A 15,131-nucleotide genomic window follows, 5' to 3' on the forward strand; every position below is an offset into this window, starting at 1 on the left:
CGTGCCCAGTCAGCCTCGGGCGGCACAGCCCACGACCGTCCTCCACCTCGTACAACCCGTCGACGGCGGTGTGGCCAGGGTCGTCACCGACCTCGTCCGCGCACAGACCGCCGAAGGGATGCGCACCGTCGTCGGGTGTCCACCCGGCGGCATGCTCGGCGACGCCGCCCGCGCCGCCGGGGCCGAGGTGCTCACCTGGCGTGCCGGACGGGCCCCCGGGCCCGGACTGCCCGCCGAGATCATCGGCGCCCGGCAGGTGCTCCACCAGGTGCGGCCCGATCTCCTGCACGCCCACAGCGCCAAGGCCGGCCTGGTGGGCCGGCTCGCCGCGCGCGGGAGCCTGCCCACCGTCTTCCAGCCCCACGCCTGGTCCTTCGACGCGGTCGGCGGGGCCACCGGCGCGCTCGCGCTGCGCTGGGAGCGGTACGGGGCCCGCTGGGCCGACCGGGTGCTCTGCGTCAGCGACGCCGAACGCCGCGCGGGGGAGACCGAAGGGATCACCGCCCAATGGTCGGTGATCCGCAACGGCGTGGACCTGGACCACTTCCGCCCCGGCGGACCGGACCCCGACCGGGACAGGGCCCGGGCCCGCGCCGAACTGCCGCTGCCCGCAGGCTTTCCGGGCGACGGGCCGCTCGCCGTGTGCGTGGGCCGCATCTGCCTCCAGAAGGGGCAGGACATCCTGCTGCGGGCCTGGCCGGAGCTGCTCGCCACCGTCCCCGGAGCCCGTCTCGCCCTCGTCGGGGACGGCCCCGACACCGAACGGCTGCGCCACATCGCCGCGCTGTCCGGCACCAGCGTGTATTTCGCGGGCGCCGCCGCCGACATCCGACCGTGGCTTCGGGCCGCCGATCTCGTTGTACTGCCGTCGCGGTGGGAAGGCATGGCGCTCGCCCCGCTCGAAGCCATGGCCTGTGGCCGCCCGGTCCTGGTCTCCGACGTCAGCGGTGCCAGGGAGAGCCTGCCGCCGGGCCAGGGGCGCCTGTGCCTGGTGCCGCCGGAGGACCCGACGGCCCTGGCCGAGGCCCTGGGACGGCTGCTCGCCGAGCCGCGGCTCCTCGCCGAACTCGGGGAGCAGGCCCGGCAGCACGCCCGGACCGACTTCGACGTGCGGCGGACCACGGACGCGGTCACCTGCCTGTACCACGAACTGCTGGGCAGGCCCCGGCCCTTGAACCAGGAGCGCATCAGCCGATGACGATGGACAGCGCACCCGCCCGGCACACCGGGCAGGGCGGCACGGGGCCCACCGGCGGAGGCGCCCTCGCGCCCGCGCATCCCGCGGCGGCCCGCCGTTCAGCGACCGCCATCCACCCCCCGCGCGGGCCCAGGGCCGACCAGGCCCGCTCCGCCGTACACCCCCGGCGCATCCGCCGTCACGGCCGAGTGCTCCCACTGCTCACCGCCGACGCGCTGGCCGCCGTACTCACCGCGACGACCCTGCCCGCAACGGCGCTGCCCGTCCTGTCCGCGGCCCCCGTCCTGCTCGCCGCGCTGCACGCGCAGGCCGGGCTCTACCGGCCGCGGCTCGCCCCCTCCGCACTCCTCGAACTGCCCGTGCTCGCCGGGCGGTCCGCCGTCCTGTGGTGCTCGGTCGCCGCCGTCACGGCCGCCGCCGACCCGGCCCGGGCCATGGGCTGGAGCGCGCTGCTCACCGCCGTCTGCCTGCAGGTCGTCCTGGCGTGCGCGGGCCGCGGACTCGTCAACCAGCTCAAGCGCCGCTCGGCCGTACGCCGACCCGCCTCCGCCCTCGTCGTCGGACCCGGCGCCGGGGCGAACGCGGTGGCCGCCGCCCTGCACGGCCGCCCCGAATTCGGGCTGCGCCCGGTCGGACTCGCCGACGCCGCGGCGCCCGCCGAGGGCGACGGCGGCGCCCTGCCGCTGCTCGCCACCCACGAGGACATCCGGCGCGCAGTCATCCAGAACTCCGTCGGGCACGCGGTGTTCACCCGCCCCCCGGAGGCCGACGAGCGCACCGCCTCCCTGGTCCGGCTCTTCCACGACCACGGCTGCCGGCTGTGGCTCGCCGACCCGGCCGGCACCGCCAAGGTCACCGGCATGCGGGTGGCGCAACCCGCCGACCAGCTCTGGGGGTACGCCGTGCAGCCGCTGCTGCCGCGCCCGGCCCGGCCGCTGGAACGCTGGGCCAAGCGGGGCATCGACACCGTCCTCGCCCTGATCGCGCTGCTCGCCGCCGCGCCCGTCATGGGGGTGTGCGCGCTGGCCGTACGGGTCTGGGACGGGCCGGGGGTGATCTTCCGTCAGGAGCGCGTCGGCCTGTACGGGCGCCCCTTCACCCTGCTGAAGTTCCGTACCCTGCGCGCCGACGCGCACGAGGCCGCCACCCGCTGGACGGTGGCGGGAGACCGCGGGATGAGCCCGGTCGGGTCCTTCCTGCGCAAGTCCTCGCTGGACGAGCTGCCGCAGCTGTGGAACGTCGTACGCGGTGACATGGCCCTGGTCGGTCCCCGCCCCGAGCGGCCCTTCTTCGTCGCCAAGTTCTCCACCGTCCACCCCGGCTACGAGGCCCGGCACCGGATGCCCGTCGGCATCACCGGCCTCGCCCAGATCAACGGCCTGCGCGGGGACACCTCCATCGAGGACCGGGCCCGCTTCGACAACCACTACATCGACACCTGGTCGCTCTGGCAGGACCTGTGGATCCTCGCCCGCACCGCGGCCTCCTTCTTCCGCTTCCGGCTGGGGGGCAGCTGATGAGTCTCGCCGTACCGGGCCGGTGGATCCGGCCGGACGGGACGGATCTGCTGCGCCGGCACTGGCCGCTGCTGCCGCTCGCCGCCACCGTCCTGTTCCTGCTCGCCCCGCTCCCGGCGGGGGACGCCACCGCTTCCGGGAAGGTCGGCCCGGCCGACGCCGCCTCGCTGCTGCTGGTCTTCGTCTGCGCGGTGCAGGCGCTGCGCGGCCGGGTACGGGCGCTGACCCCGCTGGGCGTGCTCGTGCTCGGGGCGCCGGCCGTGGGCCTCGCGGTCGCCACGATGACCGCGGGGGATCCGTACGCCGCCCTGCCCGGCTTCGTGCGCTACCTGCAGGTCTTCGTCCTGGTGCCGGCGGCCGTGGTGCTGCTGGTGCGCGACGCCGCGGAGTTCCGGCTGGCCGCCGGGTGCTTCGTGGTCCTGGCGCTGGTGCAGGGCGCGGTGGGGGTGGTGCAGTACGCCACCCACACCGGGGCCTCGTACCAGGGCCAGGACGTCCGCGCCGTGGGCACCTTCGGCCCCGGTGACGTCATGGGCATGGCCACCGTGGTGGCGTACGGGCTGATCGTGGCCACCGCGGCCGGTCTGGCGCCCGGGCTGCCACGGCGGGTCCGGCGGATCGGCGGGGGCGTGGCACTGGTGCTGGTGCTGCCGCTGGTGCTGTCGTTCAGCCGGGGCGTGTGGATCGCCACCGTCGGCGCGGCGGTGCTGGTGATGGCACTGGCCGGGATCCGGCGGGCCCTGAAGGTGGTCGCCGCTCTCGCCGCCGCCGGGGTGGTCCTGGTCGGCGGGTTCGGGGTCGGCTCGGAGATGGTCGCCGAACGGCTGACGTCCATCACCCAGGTTTCCAGCGCCCCCGACCAGTCGGTGACCGACCGCTACACGATGTGGGCCGCCGCCGAGTCGATGTGGCGCGAGCGGCCGGCGGTGGGGGTGGGGCTCAAGGGCTTCCCGGCCAACCGGGACGGGCACGCCTCGCTGGGCCTGTCCTCCGGCAGCGACACCGCCGGCGCCGGCCAGGCGTACCTGCGCCAGCCGCTGCTCTCCCCGCACAACATGTACCTGCTGATCCTGAGCGAGCAGGGCCTGATCGGGCTGGCCGCCCTCGCGGGCGGCTGGGCGGCCCTGCTGGTCGCGGGGCTGCGTCGGCTCGCCTCCGGCGGAGGCGCGGGCGCGGGCGCGCGGGACTGCGGGCTGATCGCGATCGGGCTGTTCGTGTGGCAGCTGACCGACTTCCTCTACGCGGACATCGGCGGGCCGTCCACGGTGCTGACCGGAGTGATCATCGGCCTGGCGGCCTGGTGGGCGCTTCCCTCCCGGGGGGTTGCCGGTCCACTGCGTGGGGCGGCTGCGGGTTCCGGGTTCGCCTCCGGTGCGGGTTCACGGGGTAAGGCCCCCGGGGTTGCGGCTCGCCCGTGACGGACACCACGCCTTGGCGGCCCGCCTCCGGCTCCCCGGCCGGGGCGGGCCACGCCCGTGTCCCGGAGGCCCCGGCCCCCGGTCCGACGCGTGTCCCGACGGACCCCGGCTTCGCCGGCCGTTCACGGAACGTACCCGTGGCCGGGCGGCCCGCCGTAGGGAACGGCGCACCGGCCGCCGGGGATCCGGGATTCGCCGCCGCGGCCGCACCGGCCGTGCCGGTCCCGGCGGACCCCGGGTTCGTCGCCGGGGGGCTCCCGGGCGGTACGCCGGGTACGCGCAGGGAGGTGTTCGGCTCCGCCGGATATCCGGGCGGAGCCCCGGGCCGGCACAGCATGCGGGTGGCGGCGCGGGCCGCGAGCGGCTCCGCCGACGCCCCCGAGGCCCGGGCGGAGGGCGAGCTGTCCGAGCCCGCCGCCCTCGGGGGGAGGGCCCGGCTCCGCCATGCCCGCCGCGCGGGCGAGCTCTCCACCACCCCCGCCGGGGGCCAAGGGCCCGAGTCCGCCATCCCCGGTGGGAGCGGTTCCGGCGGGGGCCAGCCGCTCGGGCGGTTCCTGGCCAAGGCCGCCGCCGTCACCGCCGGACTGACCGCCGCCGGGGCGGTGTTCGGACTGGTGCGCGACCAGACCATCGCGCACCTCTTCGGGGCCGGGCACGACAGCGACGCCTTCCTGATCGCCTGGACCGTGCCCGAGATGGCCTCGACGCTGCTGATCGAGGACGCCATGGCGCTGCTGATGGTGCCCGCCTTCAGCCACGCCCTGGCCCGCCGGGCCGCCAGCCGGGCCGGGCTCACCCGCAGGGAGGCCCGCGCGCAGGACCCCGTACGGCTCCTGGTGGGGGCGACCCTGCCGCGCCTCGTCGTGTTGCTGGCCGCCGTCGCCTCCGTGCTCATCGTGGCCGCGCCCGCCGTCGTCGCCGTACTCGCCCCCGGCCTCCCCGACCCCGCACTGGCCGTCGAGTGCACCCGGCTCACCGCGCTGACCGTGCTCTCCTTCGGCATCGCCGGATACTTCAGCGCCGCCCTGCGTGCGCACAGGTCCTTCCTGCCACCCGCCGCGATCTACGTCTCGTACAACGTCGGCATCATCGGCACGATGGTGGCCCTGCACGCCCTGTGGGGCGTCCGGGCCGCCGCCGCGGGCGTCGCGGTCGGCGGGCTCCTGATGGCGCTCGTCCAACTGCCCGCCTTCGTCCGGAACGTGGGCTTCGGCCCGCCCCGCGCGAAGAAGGCCGCCCCGCGGAACCAGCGCGACCGGGACCGCCCCACCCTCATCGCCTTCGGGGTCATCGCCCCCGTGATCTTCTTCGCGGTCTTCCGGCAGTCCCAGGTGCTCGTCGAGAGGTTCCTGGCCGCCTCGCTCCCGTCCGGGGCGATCTCCCATCTCAACTACGCGCAGAAGGTCGCGCAGATGCCGATGGTGCTCTCGCTGATGATCTGCACCGTCACCTTCCCCGTCGTCGCCCAGGCCATGGCCGGGGGAGAGCGGGAGAAGGCCCGGCGGCGGGTGGAGCAGGACCTCGCGCTGGCCTCGCTGGCCGTCCTGATGGGCACCGCACTCGTCATCGGCTACGCGCCCCAGATCATCCAGGTCCTCTTCGAACGCGGCGCCTTCACCCACGCGGACACCCTCGCCACCGCCTCCGTCATGCGGGTCTACGGACTCGGACTCCTCGGCCACTGCCTCGTCGGCGCACTGTCCCGGCCCTTCTTCTCGACCGCCCGGCCCACCTGGTTCCCGGCGTTCGCGATGGGTGCCGGACTGCTCGTCAACGTCGTGGCCGGAGCCTTCGCCGTCGGCTGGTGGGGCATCTACGGCATCGCCGCCGCCAACGCCGCCGGCATCTCCACCACCGCCGTCCTGCTGCTCACCGGCCTCGGCTCCCGGATCATCGCCATCCAGGTCCGCCGGGTCGCCGTCAGCATCGGCCGGCTCGCCGTCGCCGCCGTCGCCGCGGGCGCCACCGGCTGGATCGCCGGCCCGATGATCCCCGACCCGATGGTCAGCGCCGCCCTCGGCTGCCTGCTGGTCCCGGCCATGTTCGGAGCCACCGGCATGGCCATACGCGCCCTCGAAGTCACCGCCCTGCCCGGTCAGATCTCCCAGCTCACGCAGAGGTTCCGCAATGTCCGCTGACACCGACACGGCCCCCGACGCCGTGGTGGTCCCCACCCGCCGGACCGCTTCGCCGTGGGTCCTGATGTACCACTCGGTCGCCGAGTTCACCGACCCCGCGGAGGATCCGTACGGGATCACCGTCACCCCGCTCGCTCTGGAGGCCCAGCTGCTGTGGCTGCGCTCCCGCGGCCTGCGCGGGGTCTCCGTCGGCGAACTGCTGCGGGCCCGCGCCGCCGGGCGCGGAGCCGGGCTGGTCGGGCTGACCTTCGACGACGGATACACCGACTTCCTGACCCACGCGCTCCCGCTGCTGAGCCGCTACGACTGCACCTCCACCCTGTTCGTGCTGCCCGGGCGGCTCGGTGTGGACAACGTGTGGGACCCGCTGGGCCCGCGCAAGTCCCTGCTCACCGCCGAGGGGATCCGTGAAGTCGCCGACGCTGGACAGGAGATCGGCTCGCACGGACTGCTCCACCAGGACCTCACCGCGACCGCCGACGACGTGCTCCAGCAGGAACTGCGGGGCAGCCGCGACCTGCTGCGCGAGCTGACCGGCACCCTGCCCGAGGGGTTCTGCTACCCGTACGGGCACCTCGACGCCCGGGTCGTCGACGCCACCCGGGCCGCCGGTTACGGCTATGCGTGCGCCATCGACCCCGGACGGCTCGCCGGCCCGCACGCACTGCCGCGTACGCACGTCAGCCAGGCCGACGGCGGCGCCCGGCTGCGGATCAAGCAGCTCCGCCACCAGGTGCGCGAGCTGCGGCGCGGGGTGCAGCGGTGAAGACGCTCCAGTCGGTCAAGGCACTGCACATCATCACCGGGCTCGGCGTCGGCGGCGCGGAACAGCAACTGCGGCTGCTGCTGCGCCACATGCCGATGCAGTGTGACGTGCTGACGCTGACCAACCCCGGGCCGGTGGCCGAGGGGCTGCGCGCCGACGGGGTCCGGGTCGTCCACCTGGGCATGCGGGGCAACCGGGACCTGGGGGCGCTGCCCCGGCTGGTGCGGTTCATCCGGCGCGGCCAGTACGACCTCGTGCACACGCACCTGTACCGGGCCTGTGTCTACGGGCGCCTCGCGGCCCGGCTCGCGGGCACCGGGGCGACCGTGGCCACCGAACACTCCCTCGGCGAGGGCGAGATCGAGGGCAGGCCGCTCTCGGGCGGGGTACGCACGCTGTATCTGGCCAGTGAACGCCTGGGTGCGGCCACCGTGGCCGTCTCCGACACCGTGGCCGCCCGGCTGGAGGGGTGGGGGGTGCCGGCCGCGCGGGTGCACGTCGTACCGAACGGGATCGAAGCCGTCCGCTTCCGCTTCGACGAGGGCGTCCGCCGCGCCACCCGGGCCCGCACCGGGCTGCCCGAGCGGGCCTTCGTGGTCGGCGGGGTCGGCCGGCTGGTCCCCGGCAAGCGGTTCGACGTCCTGGTGCGGGCCGTGACCGCGCTGCCGGGGGCGCATCTGCTGCTGGCCGGGGACGGGCCGGAGCGGGCGGGGCTGCGCCGGCTGGCCGCCGAGCTCGGCGCGCAGAGCCGGATCCACCTCCTGGGGGAGCGGGATCCGCTGGGCGACAGCGCGGACGGCCGCACCCCGGGCATTCCGGCGCTGCTGGCCGCCATGGACGTGTTCGTCTCCCCGTCGCGGGAGGAGGCCTTCGGGCTCGCCGTCGTGGAGGCCCTGGCCGCCGGACTCCCCGTCCTGCACGTGACCTGCCCGGCCATCGACGACCTGCCCGCCGCGCAGGCCCCCGGGGCCCGGCGCATCGGCACCGGCACGGAGGAACTGGTCGCGGCGCTGCGGGGCCACATGGAGGCGGGCGCGCGCCGGCTGCCCCCGCCGCCGGTGGTCCGCCGCTACGACATCGCCCGCAGCGCACGGCAGCTGCTGGACGTGTACGACCTCGCCCTCTCGGCCGCGCCGGGCGCCGCCGGGACGGCCCGGGGCCGCGCCGCAGCCGACCCGGCGCCCGGCGCCGGCGGCGCAGCCGTCGTCGGCGCCCGGCGCGAGCCGGTCGGGCCCGGACCGGCGGAGCCGACCGGCACCGGCTGATCCCTCCCCTGCCCGAAGGGGTCCCGACGGGACCCGAAGAACTCCCCTCCACCCAGGAAGCGAGCACGTCCATGGCCGACACGTCCGAGAAGAACCCCGAGAAGAACACCGAGAAGAACCCCGAGAAGAACCCCGAGAAGAAGGCCGAGAAGAAGGCCGAGAGCAGGTCCGAGAGCAGGTCCGAGAGCAGGTCCGAGAGCAGGTCCGAGCGGAAGCCGGACCACCGCTCCGAGCGGAGGCCGCGCCGCCGGAAGCTGTCGGCGCCCCTGTGGTGGCCGCTGCCCGCCTGCGCCCTGCTGGGGCTGGCCGCGGGCGGGGCGTACGGGGTGCTCAAGGCCCCCGAGTACGCCGCCACCAGCTATGTCGTCGCCGTACCCGACGACACCACCGAGCCGGCCACCGCCCTGGGCTTCGCGCAGGCCTACGCCCGTATCGCGACCAGCAGTTCCACCCTCGCCTACGCCCAGCCGCGGGCCGGCATCAGCGCCGCGAAGCTGCGTACCCAGGTACGGGCCGAGACCTCCCCCGAGTCCCCGATGATCGCCGTCACGGGTACCTCGAAGAGCCCCGCCGAGGCCGCCGACGTCGCGAACGCGGTGGCCGACGCGCTGTCCCTGAGCAGCAATCAGGCCGCCAAGAACACTGGTGTCCAGCTGCTCCTCTTCAACCAGGCGGTCGCCCCGTCCGAGCCCGCCTCCCCGTCCGCCCCCATCAGCGGCGCCGTCGGGATGTGCGCCGGCGGGCTGCTGGGCGGACTGTGGCTGCTCGCCCGGCCGGGCCGGGCGCGGCGTTCCGAGGACAGTGCGACCGGGTCCGCGGCCGGGTCCGAGGCCGGCTCCCCGGTCGAGTCCCCGGTCGAGTCCCCGGTGGAGGCCGCCGCCCCGTCCCCGGTCGAGGAGTACGCCTCGCTGCCCGCCCAGGGCGAGCCGGTCTCGGCCAAGGAGAAGGAGTCCGTTCGATGAGGTCGGGCTCCGCCGGGGCCCTGTCGGTGACGCTGTGCCGCGACCCCCGGCAGTTCGCCGCGCTGGAGGAGTCCTGGAACAGGCTCTTCCGCGGCTGCCCCACCGCCACCCCCTTCCAGAGCCACGCCTGGCTCCACTCCTGGTGGCTGTCGTACGGCAAGGACGGCCGGCTCCGGATCGTCCTCGTCCGGCGGGGCGAGGAGCTGGTCGGCGCGGCCGCGCTGATGCTCGTACACCGGCCGATGCCCCTGCTGGTGCCGCTCGGCGGCCCCATCACCGACTACTTCGACGTGCTCGTGGCCGCGGAGCACGCCGACCAGGTCGTCCCGGCGCTGGCCCGCGGGCTGCACCGGGCCGCCCGCGGCGCCGTCGTGGACCTGCGGGAGGTACGTCCCGGGGCCGCCGCCGAGGAGCTGCACCGGCAGTGGCCCGGGGTCTCCAGCGTGCTTGCCGACTCCACGTGCATGGAGCTGCCGACGCTGCCGTTCGACGAACTGGTCAAGCGGATGCCGGCCTCCGGCGCCCAGCGGGTGCGGGCCAAACTGCGCAAGACCGACGCGGCCGGGATCGAGGAGCACGAGGTCACCGAGCAGGAGGTGCCGCGCGCCGTACGGACCCTGCTGCGGCTGCACGAGAAGCAGTGGCGCGGCCGCGGGGTGACGCCCGAGCACCTGCGGCCCCGCTTCGCCGAGCACCTGACCCGGGCCACGCGGCGGATGGTGCGGGCGGGGGAGAGCCGGCTGACGGAGTTCCGGCTGGACGGCAAGGTGGTGGCGGCCAACGTCACGCTGCTGTCGGCCGGGCTCAGCGGCGGCTACCTGTACGGGGCCGACCCCGACCTGCGGACGCGGAAGGTGGACGTGGCGACGCTGCTGCTGCGCTACGAGGCGGGGCGGGCGCTCGCCGAGGGCCGGCCGGTGGTGAGCTTCCTGCGCGGCAACGAGCCGTACAAGAACCACTGGCGGCCCGAGACGGTCGTCAACCGGCGTTTCCTGCTGGCCACGGCGGCGCTCGCGCCCCTGCTGCGCGTACACGAGTCGCAGGTGACGGGGCGCGAGCGGGCGGTGGACGTACTGCGGGAGGCACTGCCGGCCGCCAGGGACTGGCGGGCGCGGCTCAACGAACTGCGGGTGCGATGACCCGTCTAGAAGGGCCAGAAGCCGGATTCCTTGCCGAAGTCCAGCTTGATGCAGACCGACTGCATGCCGACCAGCTTGGAGAGCCACTCGCCGAAGTTGAGCGGCACGCACCAGGCCTTGCTGTTGACCGGCGGCGGCGTGGGCTGCGGCAGGGGCTTCGGCGTGAGCGGGCTCGGGGTGACCGGCGAGGGCGCCGGGACCTGGGGCGTCGGGACCGCCGGCGAGGGCCGGGGGGAGGGCTCGGGGTCGGTATCGGTATCGGGGTCGGGGACCCCGGGTGTCGGGACGAGCGGGCTGGGCGTGACCGGCAGCGGGACCTGCGGGCTCGGGACCTGCGGGCTCGGGGCGACCGGGCTCGGGCTGACGGGGCTCGGGGTGACCGGCGCCGGGACGAGCGGGCTCGGGCTGACCGGCAGCGGGGTCTGCGGGCTCGGGACCACCGGAGTGGGCTTCGGGACCTCGGGCGTCGGGACCACGGGTGTGGGGACCAGGGGCGTCGGGGCCACGGGCGTCGGGACCACCGGCGTGGGCGTGGGGATCTCCGGCGTCGGGACCTGAGGTGTGGGCACCTGGGGGGTCGGCACCTGCGGCGTCGGGACCTGCGGGGTCGGCACGACCGGCGTGGGCACCACGGGGGTCGGGACCACCGGGGTCGGCACCACGGGCGTGGGCACCACCGGGGTCGGGATCACCGGGCCGGGCCGCTCGGGCGTCAGCGCGTCGCGGAAGGCCTTCGAGGACTCCGGGTTCTGCTTGCACTGCCACACGCCGTGCGGGCAGTAGTCGGTGATGGTGTGGTAGAGCGGCTTGTGCTGCTCGATCCACTTCAGCATGCGCCGCACGTACTCCGGATTGTCCCCGCGCCGGAACAGCCCCCACTCCGGGTAGGAGATCGGCTTGCCGTGTGCTTTCGCGAAGTCGACCTGCTGCTGGAGTCCGTACGGCTGGGTGATCTGGTCGTCGAAGGTCCGGCCGGGACCCTGGTCGTACGAATCCATTCCGATGACGTCGACCACGTCGTCGCCGGGGTAGCACTGCGTCCAGCCGATCGCGTCCGCACCCCTGTTCGGGGCGAAGTCGAACGTGAACTCCTGCCCGGGTACGGCGCGCATCGTCTTGACGATGCGCCGCCAGTACAGCTTCCAGTTCTCCGGGTCCGGTGCGCACCGGTGGGTGTACGTGACGCCGTTCATCTCCCAGCCGAGCACGATCACCGTGTCCGGGACGCCGAGCTCCACCAGCCGCTCGGCGAGCCGCTGGAAGTGCCGGTCGAACAGGCCCTCCGCGCCCGCCCTGATCAGCCGGGCCACCTGGTAGTCGGGCACCGGGCCCTCGTTCCGTTCCTGCATGGGCACGTTGAGGACGAACATCCGGTCGTCCTCGGCCATGCGCCAGTCGGCCCAGTCCTCCAGGAACGAGACCCTGCCCTCGATACCGGCCCACCTGTCGCCGGGGAGATAGGTGTGACCGACCCGGATCTCCTTGCCGCCCAGCCAGCTCGACAGGTACGGGATCCGGGCCACCCCGGGCGGCCCGTAGTCGAGATAGGCGCCCATGGCGATGTCCGGGCCCTCGGGCCGGTCCTTCTCGGGTGCCGCGAGCGCGGCCCCGGTGGCCAGCAGTCCGGCCGTGACCGTACCGATGCAGGTGCTCGCCAGTCGGCGGCGTGGTCTGGGCATGGCGTCTCCCGAGCTTTCCTGAATCGGTGTGCTTACCAAAGACGTTAGGCATCAGATCTGACGAATGGCCTGTCCGGTGACTGCCGCGTAGGCCATTAGCAGGTGCGCACCACCCCCGCTTGGTCCGACTAGGTGAAAGACACCGTTGCCATGCACGCGTATCTCAACCATGTGCCCGCCGTTGTGCTCAGACTCGACCGCAATCCGTTCCACCACGGAACCCTCGGCGCCGTCAGATCCCTTGGCCGCAAGGGCGTGGAGGTCCATGCCGTCGTCGAGGCCGGGGGAGGCCCCATGGGGCGTTCGCGATATCTGCGCGCCGTGCATCCCGGGCCGGCGGGCGGGCTGGACCCCGAGGCGCCCGAGGCGCTGCTGGAGTGCCTGACCGGGGTGTCGGAGCGGATCGGCCGCCCGGCCGTGCTCATCGCCATGGACGACCTGAGCGCGATCGCCGTGTCCCGGGTCGCTCCGATGCTCCGGGAGCGTTTCCGGATTCCCCATCAGCCCGACAACCTGCCCGCCCGGGTGGCCGACAAGGCCGAGCTGTCGCGGCTCTGCGCGCGCTGGGACGTCCCGCATCCGGAGACCGTGATCCCGGCGAGCGGGGCCGAGGCGGCCGAGGCGGCCTGGCGGCTCGGCCTGCCGGTGATCGCCAAGTGGAGCCGGCCCTGGCTGCTGCCCGCCGGGGCCGACGGGCTGCGCAGCACGATGCTCGTGCACACCACCGCGGAGGCGCGCCGGCTCTACGAGCGCTCCGCCGAGGCCGGGAGCAGGCTGCTGCTCCAGCGGTTCCTGCCGGCCGGTCCGGACACGGACTGGTTCTTCCACGGCGCCTTCGCGCGGGGCGGGCGTCCGCTGCTCGCGGGCTCGGGCCGCAAGGAGCTGTCCTGGCCGGTGCGGACGGGGCTGACGGCCGTGGGGCGCTGGCTGCCGGATCCGGTGGTGGAGGAGGCGGGGCTGAGGCTCGCCGAACGGCTGGGATATCAGGGGATCCTGGACCTCGACTTCCGCCGCGACGAGCTGGGCTGCTTCCGGCTGGTGGACTTCAACCCCCGGCCGGGCGCGCAGTTCCGGCTGTTCGCGGACTCGGCCGGGCTGGACGTCGTACAGGCGATGTACCTGGACCTGACGGGCCAGCAGGTTCCGCAGCCTTCGGGCGGACCGGGCCGGGTGTTCATCGCGGAGAACTACGCGCTGCTGGCGAGGGTCCGGGGCGGGTCGATGCCGCGCCGCCCGGCGGCGGTCCCCGCGGATCCGGCCGGGCCGGCGGGGGCGTCCGCGTCCTCGGGCCCGGGCGCGGATCAGCGGCCGGCCCCGAAGCGGGCCCCCAAGCGGTCCGCCGAGCGGGGGCGCGTCGAGACGGCCTGGTTCGCCGCCGACGACCTGCTGCCGTTCCTGGCGATGCTCGGCGCCCTGCTGGGGCGGGGCGCGGGGAAGGGCGTACGGGCGCTGCGCGGGGTTCCGGAGCAGGGCCGCCGCACGGCGCTCGCGGTCGTCCGCGCGCCCCGGCAGCGCGGCCGGAACCAGGCGCCCACCGGATCCGGCGGTGCCGATGGTGCAGGTGGTGCCGGTGGTGCAGGTGGTGCAGGAGGCTCCACCGGATCCGCCGCGCCGGCCTCCCGTCCCGTTCCCCCGGAGGCCTCGGCCGAGCCGGACGAGCTGGTGACCCGTTGACCCGGACCGGCGCGGGGGACCGGGCCGGTCCGGTGACCATCGAGCTGGAGGAACGGCGTTGACGCGGATCGACGATCTCGTGGTGATCGGTGCGGGCCCGTACGGGCTGTCGATCGCCGCCCACGCGGCGGCCGCGGGGCTCGACGTACGGCTGCTCGGGCGGCCGATGGCCTCGTGGCGCGACCACATGCCCGACGGCATGTACCTGAAGTCGGAGCCCTGGTCGTCCAACCTGTCCGCGCCGGACGGGCGGTACACCCTGGCCGATTACTGCGCGACCCTCGGCATGGCCGCGGAACACGGCACTCCGCTGCCGATCGGCACGTTCAGCGCGTACGGGATGTGGTTCGCCCGGCAGGCCGCGCCCGAGGTGGAGGAGGTGACCGTCCTGGAGGTGACCCCGCAGGGCGACGGCTTCCGCGTCCGTACCGCCGAGGGACCGCCCCTGCTCGCCCGTACGGTGGCCCTCGCGGTCGGCGTGATGCCCTTCGTCCGTCACCCCGGGGCGCTGGGGGACCTCCCGCCCGCCCACTACTCGCACAGCAGCGGCCACCAGGACCTGAGCCGGTTCGCGGGCCGCGAGGTCGCCGTGCTCGGCGCCGGGCAGGCGGCCCTGGAGACCGCTGCGCTGCTGGCCGAGCGGGGCGCCCGGCCCTGCCTGGTCGCCCGGCGCTCCCGGCTGAACTGGAACACCGTCCCGCAGCCCCTGGACCGGCCCCCGCTGCGGGCCCTGCGCGATCCGCACAGCGGCCTCGGCACCGGCTGGCGCAGCTGGGTGTGGTCGGAGCTGCCCTGGGCGGTGCGCCGGCTGCCCGCGCCCACCCGGGAGCGGATCGCGGCGACGGCGCTGGGCCCGGCCGGTGCCTGGTGGCTGCGGGACCGCTTCGAGCGGCGCGTCCCCGTCCTCCTCGGACACCGGCTGCACCGGGCGGTGGCGGTGGGCGAGCGGACCCGGCTCGGGCTGACCAACCGGTCGGGGGAGTCCGTGGTGCTGGACACCGCGCACGTCATCGCGGCCACCGGCTTCGTCCCGGAGCTGGCCCGGCTGGAGCTGCTCGACGCGGGGCTGCGGGCGGCGCTGGAGACCGTGGGGGAGAGCGGGGCGCCGGAGCTGAGCCCCGGGTTCGAGTCCTCGTGGCCCGGACTGTTCTTCGCGGGGCTGCTGACGGCTCCCTCATTCGGCCCTTCCATGCGATTCGTGCACGGCGCGGGCTTCACGGCGGGGAGACTGGTGAGAGGAGTCCGCAAGCGCCTCGGTGCCCGGGGTCCGCGGCCGGGTTCCCCCGGTGTCGCCCGGCCGGGCCGGGCTGTTTCCCCCGGGCACGTTCCGGGGGTACCCCCAGGGCATCCGAAGACGTATCTGCGGTGAGATCCG

General features: G+C 75.1%; 11 protein-coding genes. 10 read left to right on the forward strand and 1 reads right to left on the reverse strand.

The annotated features are described in order from the left end of the window. Position 1: 1 nt before the first annotated feature. The 8 genes from ACFY04_RS25680 (at position 2) to ACFY04_RS25715 (ending at position 10,403) form a co-directional block, all read left to right on the forward strand. Complete coding sequence (locus ACFY04_RS25680) at positions 2–1,198, forward strand: glycosyltransferase (protein ID WP_389119936.1); 1,197 nt, start codon at positions 2–4, stop codon at positions 1,196–1,198. Then, positions 1,195–2,715 carry an exopolysaccharide biosynthesis polyprenyl glycosylphosphotransferase gene (locus tag ACFY04_RS25685; RefSeq protein ID WP_389119938.1) on the forward strand — a complete coding sequence of 507 codons (1,521 nt, stop codon included), beginning with the start codon at positions 1,195–1,197 and terminating at the stop codon, positions 2,713–2,715. The genes ACFY04_RS25680 and ACFY04_RS25685 overlap by 4 nt, the downstream gene beginning before the upstream one ends. Continuing rightward, positions 2,715–4,133 carry an O-antigen ligase family protein gene (locus ACFY04_RS25690; RefSeq protein WP_389119940.1) on the forward strand — a complete coding sequence of 473 codons (1,419 nt, stop codon included), beginning with the start codon at positions 2,715–2,717 and terminating at the stop codon, positions 4,131–4,133. The genes ACFY04_RS25685 and ACFY04_RS25690 overlap by 1 nt, the downstream gene beginning before the upstream one ends. A 137-nt stretch (positions 4,134–4,270) precedes the next feature. Then, positions 4,271–6,271, forward strand: coding sequence for a murein biosynthesis integral membrane protein MurJ (gene murJ, locus ACFY04_RS25695; RefSeq protein ID WP_389119943.1), 2,001 nt, complete (start codon positions 4,271–4,273; stop codon positions 6,269–6,271). Further along, the gene (locus ACFY04_RS25700) at positions 6,261–7,037 is read left to right on the forward strand and encodes a polysaccharide deacetylase family protein (RefSeq protein WP_389119945.1); all 777 of its coding nucleotides are present in this window, start codon (positions 6,261–6,263) and stop codon (positions 7,035–7,037) included. Before murJ ends, ACFY04_RS25700 begins: the two co-directional genes overlap by 11 nt. After that, positions 7,034–8,302 carry a glycosyltransferase gene (locus tag ACFY04_RS25705; RefSeq protein ID WP_389119948.1) on the forward strand — a complete coding sequence of 423 codons (1,269 nt, stop codon included), beginning with the start codon at positions 7,034–7,036 and terminating at the stop codon, positions 8,300–8,302. The genes ACFY04_RS25700 and ACFY04_RS25705 overlap by 4 nt, the downstream gene beginning before the upstream one ends. A gap of 71 nt (positions 8,303–8,373) precedes the next feature. Then, positions 8,374–9,264, forward strand: a complete 891-nt coding sequence (locus tag ACFY04_RS25710) for a lipopolysaccharide biosynthesis protein (RefSeq protein ID WP_389119949.1) — start codon at positions 8,374–8,376, stop codon at positions 9,262–9,264. Beyond that, positions 9,261–10,403, forward strand: a complete 1,143-nt coding sequence (locus tag ACFY04_RS25715; RefSeq protein ID WP_389119952.1) for a GNAT family N-acetyltransferase — start codon at positions 9,261–9,263, stop codon at positions 10,401–10,403. The genes ACFY04_RS25710 and ACFY04_RS25715 overlap by 4 nt, the downstream gene beginning before the upstream one ends. 5 nt (positions 10,404–10,408) lie before the next feature. On the opposite strand, the gene ACFY04_RS25720 is transcribed toward ACFY04_RS25715, so the two are convergent. Further along, positions 10,409–12,082 (reverse strand): glycosyl hydrolase, encoded by a 1,674-nt coding sequence (locus ACFY04_RS25720; protein ID WP_389119955.1) that lies wholly within the window; start codon positions 12,080–12,082, stop codon positions 10,409–10,411. A 150-nt stretch (positions 12,083–12,232) separates the two neighbouring features. Here ACFY04_RS25720 and ACFY04_RS25725 point away from each other — a divergent pair, with 150 nt between their 5' ends. Further along, positions 12,233–13,756 (forward strand): ATP-grasp domain-containing protein, encoded by a 1,524-nt coding sequence (locus tag ACFY04_RS25725; protein ID WP_389119958.1) that lies wholly within the window; start codon positions 12,233–12,235, stop codon positions 13,754–13,756. Between the two features lie 67 nt (positions 13,757–13,823). After that, complete coding sequence (locus ACFY04_RS25730) at positions 13,824–15,125, forward strand: NAD(P)-binding domain-containing protein (protein ID WP_389120200.1); 1,302 nt, start codon at positions 13,824–13,826, stop codon at positions 15,123–15,125. Positions 15,126–15,131 lie beyond the last annotated feature (6 nt).

Origin of the sequence: Streptomyces sp. NPDC001549 (assembly GCF_042894025.1) — a bacterium.
In the GTDB taxonomy this organism is placed as follows: domain Bacteria; phylum Actinomycetota; class Actinomycetes; order Streptomycetales; family Streptomycetaceae; genus Streptomyces; species Streptomyces kutzneri.